This is a genomic window from Nocardioides sp. NBC_00850 (assembly GCF_045207335.1).
Classification (GTDB): Bacteria; Actinomycetota; Actinomycetes; order Propionibacteriales; family Nocardioidaceae; genus Nocardioides.
Genome location: NZ_CP108845.1, coordinates 1941953 through 1954912 on the forward strand (window position 1 = coordinate 1941953; position 12960 = coordinate 1954912).

A 12960-nucleotide genomic window follows, 5' to 3' on the forward strand; every position below is an offset into this window, starting at 1 on the left:
GATCTCGCCTATAACGGGGCGGCGGCGAGAGAGTGGCGCAGCACTCACGTTTCCTGTTCGCTGACCGCTAAATATGGGTCTGACCTGCTTAAATGAGTCGCGACATGGTGCCCGATCGCATATAATAAGGCCTATGTACGAGACCATCGACCACCTCCTCGCTGGGCCGCCTCCGGGTGCGTCCGAGAGTGAGCTCGTCGACTGGATCGCTGGTCTCGAAGCGGTCAAGTGCACCGCCGAGGCGGTACAGGCGCAAGCGGCGGTACGCCTCGACGAAGCCGTCCGCGCCCGCCAGGCCGATGCTGGGGTCCCTGCCCGGAGGCTTGGCGAGGGCGTGGCTTCGCAGGTCGCGCTCGCGCGGCGGGTATCACCCGAAAAGGGTGCCAAGCTGCTCGGGCTGGCGAAGATCCTGATCGGGGAGATGCCGCACACCTTCGCGTTGATGAAGGCCGGCTTGTTCTCCCAATGGCAGGCCACCATCCTCGCGCGCGAAACCGCGTGCCTCACCCTCGATGACCGCAGGGTCATCGACCAGGAGCTCTGCGCCATCGGTCCGGGCGGCGATCCGGCTCGAGCGGTGTCGATGGGGCTACGCCAGCTCGAGAACGCAGCCAAGAAGCTCGCCATCACCCTCGACCAAGCATCCGTCGTCGCCCGCGCCGCCAACGCCGAGAAGGACCGCCGCGTCACCCTCCGGCCGGCACCCGACACGATGACCTGGCTCGGCGCACTGCTCCCGGTCAAGGACGGGGTCGCCGTCTTCGCCGCACTGGACCAAGCGGCCAAGACCGCTGCGGCTGCCGGCGACGCGCGGACCCGGGGCCAGGTCATGGCCGACACCCTGGTCGACCGGATCACCGGCCGCAGCACCACCGGCACGAAGCCTCGGATCGAGGTCAAGATCGTGATGACCGCAGACTCCCTTGCCAACACCAACGATCAGCCGGCCATGGTCGAGGGCTACGGCCCCGCCCCCGCCGCTTGGGCCCGCGAAGCACTCGCCGACGCGGAGATCTTCGTCCGGCGGCTGTTCACCGACCCCGCCGGGCAATTGGTCGCGATGGAATCCCGCTCCAGGAAGGCACCCGACGGGCTGGCCGAGTTCATCACCACCCGTGACGGCGGGATCTGCCGCACCAACGGCTGTGACGCCCCGGTCCGCAACATCGACCACGTCGAGCGCTACGCAGATGGGGGTGCGACCAGTGTGGAGAACCTGCAGGGTCTCTGTGAACGCTGCAATCAAGCCAAGGAAGCTCTCGGTTGGCGGGCCAGACCAGGACCCGACGGCAGCATCATCACGATCACACCCACGGGCCATATCTACACGAACCCACCACCCGACACCTGGGCACAACCCCCACCAACCTGGTCCCGAGCCGAGTTCATCCTGCGCAACGTACTTCTCGACCACGATCTCGCCGCATGACGCCTTGCCAGCCTCGACCGGCATGCAGTGTCAGTGCGCGCGGTGGGGGCGCTGCCGTCTACAGTTATCCCGTGCGTTTCGGCGTACGTTCCCCGGTTGGTCTGCCGGCAGGGCCCGCCTGACTTTGAATCACGCTCTCGTGTGCCAGATTCAGGCGTGAACTCCGTACCGGCCACCTGGGGATGGCACACAGCGGAACCGAAACGGTCCCGCGACAACTCCACATCGATCCCCGGTTGGTCTGCCGGCAGGGCCCGCTTGGCTTTGAACCAAGATTTAGCGACGCAGGTTCGACTCCTGCCCGGGGAGCAGGCAAGGGCCCGAGGTCATCCGACCTCGGGCCTACTTGCCCGACGGCGTCGCGTTGAGCGCCTTCAATATGTCGACGTGGAGCGCTGCGAGCGTCTCTTTGGCCCCGTCGGCGAGTTCAAGGGACCCTGGCTCAGTGATCAATTGTGTGGCGATGACGGTCTTGCCAGGAGGCTTGATCTTGTGCGTCTTGCACCATGCTTCGACTGCCTTGCTGATCGAGACGTCCTTGTCGAGTTCCTCGAAGCGGAGCTCGGCCTTCTTGTTGCCTGTGCTGAGGAAGAAGGCATTGACCACGGCGAGGTAGCGGTCGGGATGAACAAAATCCTCGATTGCCTTGGGCGCTGGAAGCTGCTTGATCCGGTCTTCAGGAATTTCCATCTCGCGCAGTCGTTGTAAATGCTTATTCCCGCCCTCGTCGCCATCGACGAGGTAGACGACGCGTGCGGCGACCTCTTCGAGTTCGAGCCCGGTTCCGTGGTAGTTCGCGATACCGGGAGCCACCTGATAGTCGAGGTCGTCCGAGTCTGTGGCACGCCGCATGAGGCTGGGAAGCAGAATCATGTCTCCAGCGCCTTCGGTCAGGACGGCTCTACGGAAGGCGGAGAAGGCTGCTGCGCCTGCACCCATAGCGAAGAGCAGGGGAGTGAAGCCGGGGCTATCGTCGATGGTCCAGAAGTCGTTGCGGAGACGACTCGCATCCGAGCGGTCCTCGATTGGCTGGACCAGTCGGATGCCGGTACCGAGATCTCGCGGCAGGCAGCCGGGAGAATGGGTGGTGTAGAAAACCTGTGTCGCCTCGACGCCGGAGGTTAGTACCTCAATCAGGTCGGCTTGAGCGTCGTAGTGCAGATGAGTCTCGATCTCATCAACTAGGAGCACCGGCGGCACGTCGAAGTTGTGACGGGCCAGAAACGCGACGAGGGCGATGAAGGTGCGGAGACCGTCGCTGCGCTCCTCAACTGGCGTAGTCGCGCCGTCGGAGGCGTGCTCGCTGACGTTGATCTCGAGCTCGGTACCGCTCACGTTGAACTCGACGTCGAGGCCCTTCTGTCGCCAGCGCTGTCCGAGGCGCTCCTCCAGCGCCTCGTTCGCTCGTCGTTCCGCCGTCCGCGCTTTCCGTTTCTGGTCTGTCTCCATGGCCTCCCATAGATCGGCGAGGTCGAGGTCGGCGACCCACGCGAGGTTCGCTAGGGCGTGGGGAGGGGCGTTGCGGAGAGTCTCGTCGGCGAGGTCGTAGGACGATCTGAGGCCGCGGTCCTCCTCCCCAAACAAGACGAACGCCGGGGCGCGGTTCCTTAGGATGCGGCGTGCTGTCTCGTTCGGATGTTCGGCAGAGAGCATCGTGCGTATCTGGTTCAGGGACACGATGGCGTCCATTGCGCCGATACCTTCGAGGCGATCGAGTGCGCCAGCCCAGTCTTCGTCCCATTCTTCGTCCCAGCCGCCGTCGGGGTTTGCCAAGACGTCGTGGACTGTAGCGGCGTAGTTTGCGAGGTGTGGCTCGGACTCGTCTTCGTCGAACGGACCTTCAGCGTCGAATGCGATCTGAAAGAGTTCGAGAGCCTCCTCGAAAGGGGCCGTGTTTCGACGCCCTGAAGGTACGAGACCGTTTTCGTACACTCCATCGACACGACGACCACGAGAAAAAAAGGTTGGAGGATCGGCCAGATTGAGGTCTTCGATGGCTTTCAGGTCCTCCGGGTCCAACCAGTAGGTGACGTTGACAACCGGGACCCCCTCGACCGGCGGGGTCTTGTTGTTACGCGCGGTGAAGGGTAGTGCACCCTCGCCGTTGCTGAACCAGTCCAGCGCCCGCAGCACGGTCGTCTTACCCGCCTCGTTGGGACCGAGGAACGCAATCATTTTGCCGCTGGTGTTGCAGGCCGTTTCTGCGAGCCGCTGGTAACCCTTGAAGTCGATCTTTGAGACACGCACCGCATCCTGCTTTCATCCCGATGACTGCGACTACGGCCGAGCATCCGACCCAGATCACTGACCGGATCATCACACTATGGGTGACCACCCTCAGGACCGGATCGTTCGGCCTAGCTGCTCGTCGACCTACCCCAATCTGGGTATGCGTGTTGAGATCCACGGAGACGGGTCGGCTGACCAACGAGATCGACAGACGGGAGCACGAACGGGCCCCCGATGCGATACGCGGATCTGTTGCGAGTGGAACGCTCGTCCGGGCCGGGCCGGGCCGGGCCGGGCCGGGCCGGACGATCCGTCCAACAGTCCCATCCGCGCCGCTAGACGGCGTCCTTGAACAGGTCACGCAGTCTGGCCTCGGCTCCTCTCACGTACTCGTCCCCCGTTGGCAGGTAGTGCTGCAAGTGCGTCGCCAGCGAGTGCCCAAGCAGGGACGCTCCTTCGATCGGCTTGAAGTTCGCTTCGTGCAACGCGCGGGCCAGGCTATGGCGGATGTGGTGGATCTCGGTCAGATGCGGGAGGCCGGCGGCGGCGACCAGTTTGTCGAAGCGTGCGCTGAACGCGTCCGGATGTACCAGGTCGCCCAACGCGTCACGGATGACCAGCGAGTCATCTGCGGAGCGACCTTGGAGCATCCAGAGCGCGCGGAGCGCGGCGACGGTCCCCGGCGCGATCACCTCGACGGGCACCCATCGCACTGAGTTGTTGGCCTTCGCCTTTCCGCGCTCGGTGAGCTTCTTCCGACCGGTCTTCACCCTCGATGCGTGGACGTGAACCTGACCGTTGTCGAGGTCGACCGCTTCCCAGGCCAGACCGAGCACCTCGGAGCGTCGCAGCCCCGAGAGGCTAAGCCGATAGCCGACGTTCAGCCATGGATCGACGGCCAGCACTTCGGCGGAGAGGTCCGCGAGGTATCGGCGGAACGTCACCAGCTGGTCACGGTCCCAGGTGGTGATTTGCTCGGGCTCGTCCTCGACGGGCTTCTTGGGCGTCTTCACCGCGTCGGCAGGGTTCTTCTGGATCAGCCCAGATTCGACGGCGTAGTCGAGCACCAGCCGTAGGCTCGTCAGGGCGTACACCACCGATCGATGCGAGAGCGGTCTGCGCTGTACGCCGCCATCGGTCGCCAACGTGACCAGTAGGTGACGGACATCGGTCGTTGTGAGCTTCTGAACTGGCACTGCGCCTATGTGCAGCGCGACGCCGGTCAGCGCGCTTCGATAGCCCTCGACAGAGACGGTGCGGAGGGTGCCGGCCTTGACGTCGCGTTCTCGCGTTTCGAGCCACTTCTCCGCGACGTCGGCGACGGTGTCTTTCGCTGGTTTGACGTAGGTCGACAGCGCCATCTCATCGCGGGTGTCAGACAACCATGTTCGTGCTTCGGTGAGCTTCGCGAATGACTTCTGCACCTGGTCGCGAGGCTGATCGATTGTCGCAGGGATGTTGAGCACCGCTCGGTAGGGCTTCTTGCCCCTCGGCTGTCCTGCCTTGGGGTGTGACCTCGGCCAGCGGATGAGCCGGATCGGCTCATCTGGGCGTGGCTCAGGAAACCGGGCCATGGTTGTTGTCTCCTGTCGGTGTTCGTCGTGTCGGAGTCTGTGGGTGTTCGATCGGCGCGCGGCCTGAGTCGACCTCAGGCGGATTCACGCTCAGTTCGGGCGTTCCTGTGTGCCGCCCAGCGGGGACGGCACACAGGAACGCCGCTTTCGGGAGCCTCACGCGGCGCGTACCGCATCGGCTTCGAGGGCCGTGAGGTAGTCGGCGATCTGCTCTCGTGAGAACGCGACGCGGCGGCCCAGGCGCGTAGGTCGGGCGAGTCCTCGGCGTACGTCGTTGCGGATCTTGGCGGGTGCCAGCGTGAGGCCGGTGGCGACCTCGGCCAGGGTGGCGAGCGCGCGGCCCTCGCCAACGATGTGGTTGGCCAGGCTTAGCGTGTGGTTGTTGGTCACCGCGGTGCCTCCGTGGCGCTTGTGTTGGGAGTCGACGACGGTCAGGGGAGCGGACTCGCTAGCGGATCGGTTCCGAGACATCGGGGATCAGTTCTCCTGCGGTTGATGGTTGGGCGAGTGTTGGACTGATTTGCTGGACCAATGGGGTGGGATGTGATGCCGCAAACCCCGCAAATACCGCAAATGGGGTCTGACCTGGGGAAACAGGTGCGGTATTTAGAATCGGCGGTTGGTTCTAAACCCCGCAAACTCCGCAGATTTGCGGGGTTTGCGGTATTTGCGGGTTCTAGCCCGGTTCTAAATGCCGCATGCTGTTTTCCCTGGTCAGGTGGTGGTTCTGCGGTGTTTGCGGTATTTGCGGGTTTGATTCGGGGTTCGGGAACAGACCGTCGTTGACTGGTGCCGTCGCTCCCTCTGGTCCAGCCGGTCTTGCGGTGCTCGGCTGGGTCTTCTCGGGGCGGCGCTCGACGTAGTAGGCGCGGGCCTTGGTGTGGCTGTCGGTCTCGGCACGGAGGACGACGGTTCCGCGCCAGCGGCCGATCTGGCCGGTGAGGATGCGACCGAGGCTCTTGGGTGAGAGCAGGCGGCCGTTGGTGGTGGTCGGGAAGGTGCCTTCCCAGCGGTCGGGCAAGCCACCCATGTCGGGTTCGGCGCTGGAGCGCAGCTCGGCGGCGGTGAGGCGACGGTCGCCGGTGAGGTGGTGCCAGCGCAGCAGGAAGGCGCGCCATTCGGCGTAGTCGTCGTCCAGGTCGCGGGACTCGGCGTGGTTGGCCAGGAACGCGGGCACCTGGTGGTGTTCGAGGAGGCCGCCGAGGTAGCGCGCCCAGCGGGAGAACTGCCGCATCTGCGGCACGTTCTTCGACACCGGTGCGCCGGCACGGGTCCAGTCCAGGATGAGGACCAGCAGGTGCCGCAGCACGATGGCTTGGTTGACGGGGTCGAGGATCCAGGTGTCGAGGTTCGGGATGGAGAACCCGGTCCGTTCCTCGGGGTGGGGGCAGTCGGGGTCGAGGCGAACCCACACGGCACGGGAGGCCATGTCGCCACCGGTGCGCAGATTGTTGCCGGTGGCCAACCAGAGCCGGTCGTTGGCGAACGAACTAGCGGCGTTGGTGCCGAGGCGACGGTCGGTCCAGACCCGTTCGGTGACCAGGCGGGCCAGGACGGCGGAGTCGATGACGCAGCCTTCGATGAGGTTGTCGAACACGATCACGCCGACCTGGTCGGCGAGCACGGTCGTGATCGACTTGCGCAGTTCCTCCTCGGAGTCGGTCCAGGTCAGGACCCGCTGTCCGACCAGCAGCCCGACGCAGCTGGTGAGGATGGTCTTGCCGGAGCCGGGCATGGTGGCGTCCACGACCCCGAACGGGTTTATCGCTCGCGTGAAGGGGTGCAGGATCGGGGTAGCGAGCAGCGCCAGGTAGTTGGCCTTGTCTGCTGGCGTACGCCAGGGGAAGTCACGCAGGAACGTCCCCAGCAGAAACTCCCGTGCCTCGGCGACCTGCTCTGGTGTGGGGTCCTCGGGGATGGGGTCGGTGGTGATCCGGCCGGCGAGGTAGTAGCCGGTGGCTTCGTCGTAGCCCGGGGTCTGGAGCAGGGTCCCGTCGGGTCGCAGGACGGGCGTGGTGATGACCTTGTGGAGCACCGGGAGTCCGGGCCAGGACGAACGGGACAGCACGGACTCGAGGACATGGCGGGGCGGGGTGATCTCCTCGTCGTAGGTCGCGCCGCCGTTGGCGCGCTGGCGGGCGCGGTAGACCTCGGCCTGCTCAGCCAGCAGCCGTGCCAGCAGTGCCGGGCGGAGCTCGGTGGAGCGCAGCGGCGGGGGCGCGTCCTCGTCGCCGGCCACCAGTTCGGCCGCGCCGGAGACCTCCTCCAGGACGACGGGGGCTCCGTCGCGGACGTAGGTGTCGGAGAGCAACCGTTGGTCCAGCGCCTCGGAGAGCGCCTTGATCGAGGCCGGGTCGGAGCCGACCTTGACGCGCGGGCGACCGTCCTCGGACAGCGACCGCAGGGCGGGCCGGTTGGCGCGGTGCTCGTGGGTGTTCTCAGTCATCTGGTTGACCTCTCGATCTCGTGGTCGTGTTCAGGCGGCTGTCTGGTGGGTGCGGCGGGTGGTGCCCCAGCCGAGGGCGTCACCGGCCCTGCGGCCCAGCCAGGCGGCGACGTTGACCGCGACGGCATTGCCGGCCTGCATCTGCTGCTCGCCCTGGTTGCCGGTGATGACGTAATCCCGGGCGAAACGCTGGGCGTTGGCCGCCTCGCGCGGTTTGAGCATCCGGAAGTAGCAGTCCTCGACCTCGATCGCGGCCTGGAGCAGGGCGTGCTGTTCGCGGGTGGCCAGCGTGGAGAGAGCGTCGGCGGTGGCCGGGTAGGGCTTGGCGCCCTTGCGGTACGGGATCACCAGCGACTTGTTGAGCTGGGCGGTCTGGGTGCGCAGCGGCTCGGTGACCGGCTTGTTCATCGACGGGTCGGCGGTGGCGTAACCGCCGTGGTGGGCCGAGATGAACGCTCCCGGCGGGATGGTCAGACCGTGGTGGAATCCACCGGCGCTGAACGTCGGGACGGGGCCGCCGGTGACGGGGTGGTTGCGGCCGTGGTTGCGCAGCATGGAGACGAACGGCTCGGTCATCACCAGTGCCTCGCCGCGCTTGTTGGTGTTGGTGGGCATCGGCCGGGTCTCGGGGTCGAACCAGCGGCCACCGGTCCCGTCGGCGGGGCCGCCGTGGTTGACGTTGAACACGAACTTGCGCATCTCCTCACTCATCGCGATCCCGTTCTGGATCGCCGTCACCTGCGCAGGCGTCGGGGACTCCAGCAGCGGCCACGCACGCAGATAGGAGTTCCTCGCCCCGGAAGCGGAGTCCCAGGTGTTGCCACCGGCGCCGATGAGGACGGGGTCGGCGATCGTGGTGAGGCCGAGCTTGATGCGGGCCATGGTCTTGGGGCCGAGGTCGCGCATCCCGTGTGCCTCGCGGTCGCCGATGCGGACGCCGAGGTCGGTCCAGTCGATCACCGAGGCGGCCGGAGCGACGTAGGGCTCGACGGTTCCGTGGTCGCCTTCGGGGCACACGTAGAGGTACTGCGGCCCGTACTTGCCCACCGGCATCCCGTTGATCCGCTTGGTCTTCGGCTTCCACCACTGCCGAGCCTCGACGTCGTGGCCGCACTTCTCACACCAGGCCAGTGGGCGGGGCTCCAGGTCGAGCAGGGGCACGTCCTTGCGGGTGATGCCGAAGTAGATCCGTCCACGCCACTGCGCGGCCGGGTCGTTGTCCTCGCCGCCGACGTGGGCGGCGTCGACGCAGACGCTCTGGACGTCGTATCCGAGACTGGCCCAGCCGTGCAGCCAGGTCGGCATCAGGTGCCAGTCGGCGGCCTCGACCACGTTCTCGACCAAGATCACCGCGGGGTTGTGGACCTCGGCGTAGCGCAGCACCTCCCAGAACGTCACGCGGGTGCGTTCGAACGCTTCGGCGGGGACGTGGCCGTGCTCCTCCCACAGGCCGGGCTGGTCGTGGTCGCGGGGCTTCTTGCGGCCGCCGGCCTGGGACAGCTCGGTGCAGATCGGCGAGGCCCACAGCAGGTCGGCCTTGGGCAGGTACCGGACGTCGACCTGTTGGATGTCGGCGCATAGGTGCTCGGTGCCGGGGTGGTTCGCGGAGTGGGTCTCGATCGCCCGGGTCCAGTGGTTGGCGGCGACCTTGACCTCGAACCCGGCCTCGACCAGTCCCGAGGAGGAGCCGCCCATGCCACAGAAGTAGTCGACAGCGGTGAGGGTCATCAGGCGGCCTTCCTCGAGTTGTTGCGGGAGTTGGTGCGGGAGTTGTCGCGCGGGTTGGGGGTGCGGGGGTTGCGGGATCCGGCGTGGAAGCCGGATCGGATGGTGCTGTCGATCTCGCGGGGGTTGCAGTCGCAGCCGGGGCCGATCAGGGAGTGGGCCGCGTCGCTGAGGGCGTCGTAGGCGGTGTGCTCGGCCAGCACGCCGCCGGCGATGAGCTGCCCGAGGGCCTTCGCGGCGACGTAGAGGCGCGCGTTGTGCTTCTTGGCCGGTGCGGTTGCGACGTTGTGGGCTTCCTGGTCGACCGCGCTCTTGACGTAGGCGGGCATGTGGTCGACCTCGGTCCGGATCGGCCTCGGCCCGGCGGCCGGCGCGGGCCGGTGCTGTCGACCGAGGAGGTCGATCAGGAACCACGGAAGCGGCGCGGGTGCGCGGTCGTCGGTCACCACGTAGGAGCTCGTCCCGATGGTGGTGGGGGCGGCGACGACGTAGCCGCCGTGGGCGCGGGTGTCGACCAGCCAGCCGATGGTCCCGGCGGTGTTGCCGTACCGGACACCCTCGGGGGCGGTGTAGTAGAGGTGGGTGCCGCCCGAGGGCGTACGCACGGTGAAGGTCGGGGTGATGGTGCCGCCGTGGGCGCCGGCGAGGTGGTCGAGGACGTCCTCCCCGGTCCGGATCCCGAACCGGTTCCACGGCTCGGGGATCTCGGTGCCGGGCTTGTGGGTGTCGAGGTCGACCACGACCAGGCCGGACGGGCCGCAGGCGATCCCGAGACCGTAGGCGGGGCTCTCGCCGGACCAGGCGCGTCGGATCCGGGTGGCGTCGGTGGTCGCGCGGGCATCCCACCCGGTGTGACCGTCGCGGCAACGGGGATCGGTGCCGGTGCAGTCGCGCTCGCGGTGGTTGGGGCGTGCGGGGCGCTTGGTGCCGGACAGCAGCGGGAAGACGTGCCAGCCACGGGCGGCAGCGGCGAGCGCTCCGGTGAGCATGTCGGGCGCATTCGTCGCGGTGATCATCGGCGTGGTCATCGGTCGTTCTCCTCGTCCTCGTCGTTGAACTGGATCCCGTGCTTGGTGGCGTAGGCGTTGAACTCCTCGCCCAGCTCGGCGGCGCGGTGCCACCAGTGCTCGGCCCTCTCAGGGGTGGTGGAGTCCTCGAGGCGCTCGGCGTTCATCTCGGCTGTGAGGCGCTCGTGCTCGATCTCGGCCAAGGTCTCCCAGAGCTCTGCGGACGGCCTCATGCGGCTTCCCCTTGTCGGCGGGCCTGTGAGGCGGCCTTGGTGGCGCGGCGGGCCTTGTGGCGGCACAGGTCGCCGCAGTAGATGGCGTGGGGCGTGGGCCGGGTGAACTCCTCACCGCAGCCCGGGCAGGTGCGGCGGGCCGGTGCCGGGGTCCGGGCAGCGCGCTTGAGGCTCGTGCGCTCGCGCTCGGTCATGCCTCCCCACACGCCCATGACGGGACCGAGGGAGAGCGCCAGGGCGAGGCAGTCGGACCTGACGTCGCAGGCGGCGCAGACCTTCTTGGCGGCCGCGGGGCTGCCACCGGGCTCGGGGAAGAAGACCTCCGGGTCGGTCTGCGGGCACAACGCGCCGGGCAGGTCACCGGGGTGCAGGGCAGGGGTGTCAGGCGACGTCATCGCGGTTCGCCTCCTTGGTCCAGCGGTAGACGGTTCGCTCGGTGACGCCGAGCAGCTCGGCGACCTCGGGCACGCTCATGACTCGGCGCAGCTCGAGGGCGGCACAGGCGGGGTGTACGTGGTTGCCGTCTTCCTCGCCCAGGTCGGTGGCGCAGATGGCGCACAGACCGTCGTCGGCGTCGTCGTCCTCGATGTCGTGCGTGTCAGGGATGACGATCAGCGCCGGCGCGGCACTGACATCCGGGGTGACGGCGTCGGCCGGGGCGATGATCGCGTGGGATTGGTTGTCAGGGTCGGTGTCACCCTCGGTGTCAGCCCCGTTGTCAGGGTTGGTGTCGGGGCCAGCGTTCGACTGGCGACCGAGCAGCTCGCGGTAGGCGATCGCGCCGGCGGCGTGCTTCTCGGCCGAGGTAGTAAGGCGCCTGGCGGCCTTGTTCTCGGCGCGCTCGACGGTCACCTTGATCTCGGCCAGGGCGTGGGTGCGGGCGGCGAGCCGGGCTGATTCCCGGTAGCCGGTGATGGTCTCCATGTGGGCTTCGTGTCGGGCCTCGATCGTCGCCAGGGCGCGCTGGTCGCGGATCTCGGCGGTGCGGGCCCGGATGATCGCGGCGGTCTCGGCCGAAACGGTCACCTGGTCGCGGATCCCATCGGCGACCAGGAGCAGCGCGGCAAGCGCTGGGATCGCGGACCAGGGGCCCATGTGCCCGACAGCGGCCAGTAGGACCGTGGAGACGGCCACAGCGACCGCCGTAGCGGCACCGAAGCCGTAGGCGGCGGCGCGTTGGCCGGACTTATAGGCCTGGATCGTGGTGTGGCCCAGGGCAGCCCACACGACGTCAGCGGCCAAGGCGACGGCCACCCCGACAGCAGGCGCGGCGCTGCCAGCGGCGGGGATCATCTGGGCGACCTGCGGGGCGATGGTCACGGCGACCTGGACGAACCCGACGGCGGTCATGCCGTAGCCGACGGCGGCGAGGCCGGAGGGGCGGCCGGAGCGGGGTGCGGATGCGGTTCTCATGGCGTTCTCTTTCCGTGTGGCGTGGTGTTCGGACGGGGTGTTTCGGGCATGGGTGAGGTAGGGACTTGGGCCAGCGAGCGCGTTCCGGAGGCTTTCTCCGCGGCCTCGGTGAGATCGGGTAGCGGTAGCGGGGTGCGGGAGGGGTCGGATCGGCCCGGATCCGGGTTCGAACAGGCGTGCGAGCAGGGGTTCTACGGTGCTACGCCGCAGGTCAGGTAGCAGTTTCGGTAGTAGCAGGGGTGCTACGGGTAGCAGCCGCTACGGCTACCGGATCCGGCCAATGCGCGGGTCACTTCTCTGCGGGGAGAGGCTCGTTGATGAGCCGGTCCATGCGCCGGACCAAGTCGGCGCGACCCTCTGAGCCGGGCTTGCTGGGTGACTTCTTGAGGAGGTCCTTGGCGACCCCGATACGGCGGTTCAGTTCGCGCTGCTGGGCTGGGGTGTGCTTGGCCATGGTGGTGGTTCTCCTTGTGGGTGAAGGTGTTGGGATCCGGGTCGACCTAGGCCGCGGTGAGCGTCAATGCGGCGAGGGTGAGGGCTAGGACGTGGGCGGTTTGGTCGACGTGCGCGGCCCCGCCGTGTTTGGCGAACTGGGTCTGTCCGGCGTGGGCCATCCAGGCGAGCACGCCGCGGCGGCGGTCGATGACGGAGTGGGAAACGCCGACCCACGCCAGCGCAGCTGCGAGGGCCGGGATGGTCACCTCAAGGTCGAGCACCAGGGAGCCGGCGCCGAGGGTGATCGCAGAGACGAGCACGTGCGTTGCGGCGTGGGAGAGGTTGGCGACCCAGCCGGTGGCCGACTTGTCGGCCTTGTGGGCGGCCTGGTGGTCGGTCTGGAGCGGGTAGTCGGCCAGCAGGTGGGCGACGTAGAGCAGGACGAATACAGTGGCGAACATGGCGGGCT

At 67.5% G+C, this 12960-nt stretch carries 11 protein-coding genes, 1 tRNA gene and 1 pseudogene; 2 read left to right on the forward strand and 11 right to left on the reverse strand.

Annotated features, from left to right (window positions below):
• The first annotated feature begins 133 nt into the window (after positions 1 to 133).
• Positions 134 to 1429, forward strand: coding sequence for a DUF222 domain-containing protein (locus tag OH802_RS09615; RefSeq protein WP_406027312.1), 1296 nt, complete (start codon positions 134 to 136; stop codon positions 1427 to 1429).
• 229 nt (positions 1430 to 1658) lie between these two features.
• Positions 1659 to 1738, forward strand: a tRNA-Gln gene (locus tag OH802_RS09620).
• A 33-nt stretch (positions 1739 to 1771) separates the two neighbouring features.
• Here the strand turns inward: OH802_RS09620 and OH802_RS09625 are convergent.
• The 11 genes and pseudogenes from OH802_RS09625 to OH802_RS09675 all read right to left on the reverse strand — a co-directional run bounded on the left by OH802_RS09625 (position 1772) and on the right by OH802_RS09675 (position 12952).
• Positions 1772 to 3676 (reverse strand): AAA family ATPase, encoded by a 1905-nt coding sequence (locus tag OH802_RS09625; RefSeq protein WP_406027314.1) that lies wholly within the window; start codon positions 3674 to 3676, stop codon positions 1772 to 1774.
• Positions 3677 to 3993: 317 nt separating this feature from the next.
• A complete protein-coding gene (xerC, locus tag OH802_RS09630) occupies positions 3994 to 5124 on the reverse strand; it encodes a tyrosine recombinase XerC (RefSeq protein WP_406027316.1) in 1131 nt (376 codons plus the stop codon).
• Between the two features lie 264 nt (positions 5125 to 5388).
• Entirely contained in the window at positions 5389 to 5703 is a 315-nt protein-coding gene (locus OH802_RS09635) for a hypothetical protein (RefSeq protein ID WP_406027318.1), read from the reverse strand.
• A gap of 205 nt (positions 5704 to 5908) precedes the next feature.
• A complete protein-coding gene (locus OH802_RS09640) occupies positions 5909 to 7678 on the reverse strand; it encodes a hypothetical protein (RefSeq protein ID WP_406027320.1) in 1770 nt (589 codons plus the stop codon).
• A 30-nt stretch (positions 7679 to 7708) separates the two neighbouring features.
• The gene (locus OH802_RS09645; protein ID WP_406027322.1) at positions 7709 to 9406 is read right to left on the reverse strand and encodes a DNA cytosine methyltransferase; all 1698 of its coding nucleotides are present in this window, start codon (positions 9404 to 9406) and stop codon (positions 7709 to 7711) included.
• Positions 9406 to 10431: a bifunctional DNA primase/polymerase gene (locus OH802_RS09650; protein ID WP_406027323.1), complete on the reverse strand. Its 1026-nt coding sequence runs from the start codon at positions 10429 to 10431 to the stop codon at positions 9406 to 9408. Before OH802_RS09650 ends, OH802_RS09645 begins: the two co-directional genes overlap by 1 nt.
• Complete coding sequence (locus OH802_RS09655; protein ID WP_406027325.1) at positions 10428 to 10643, reverse strand: hypothetical protein; 216 nt, start codon at positions 10641 to 10643, stop codon at positions 10428 to 10430. The genes OH802_RS09650 and OH802_RS09655 overlap by 4 nt, the downstream gene beginning before the upstream one ends.
• Positions 10644 to 10798: 155 nt before the next feature.
• Positions 10799 to 11038: pseudogene (locus OH802_RS09660) on the reverse strand (WhiB family transcriptional regulator); the annotation flags it as partial.
• Positions 11025 to 12056, reverse strand: a complete 1032-nt coding sequence (locus OH802_RS09665; RefSeq protein WP_406027327.1) for a helix-turn-helix domain-containing protein — start codon at positions 12054 to 12056, stop codon at positions 11025 to 11027. The pseudogene OH802_RS09660 and the gene OH802_RS09665, both read right to left, overlap by 14 nt.
• Before the next feature lie 289 nt (positions 12057 to 12345).
• Positions 12346 to 12510 carry a hypothetical protein gene (locus OH802_RS09670; RefSeq protein ID WP_406027329.1) on the reverse strand — a complete coding sequence of 55 codons (165 nt, stop codon included), beginning with the start codon at positions 12508 to 12510 and terminating at the stop codon, positions 12346 to 12348.
• Positions 12511 to 12556: 46 nt separating this feature from the next.
• Positions 12557 to 12952 carry a DUF3307 domain-containing protein gene (locus tag OH802_RS09675; protein WP_406027331.1) on the reverse strand — a complete coding sequence of 132 codons (396 nt, stop codon included), beginning with the start codon at positions 12950 to 12952 and terminating at the stop codon, positions 12557 to 12559.
• Positions 12953 to 12960 lie beyond the last annotated feature (8 nt).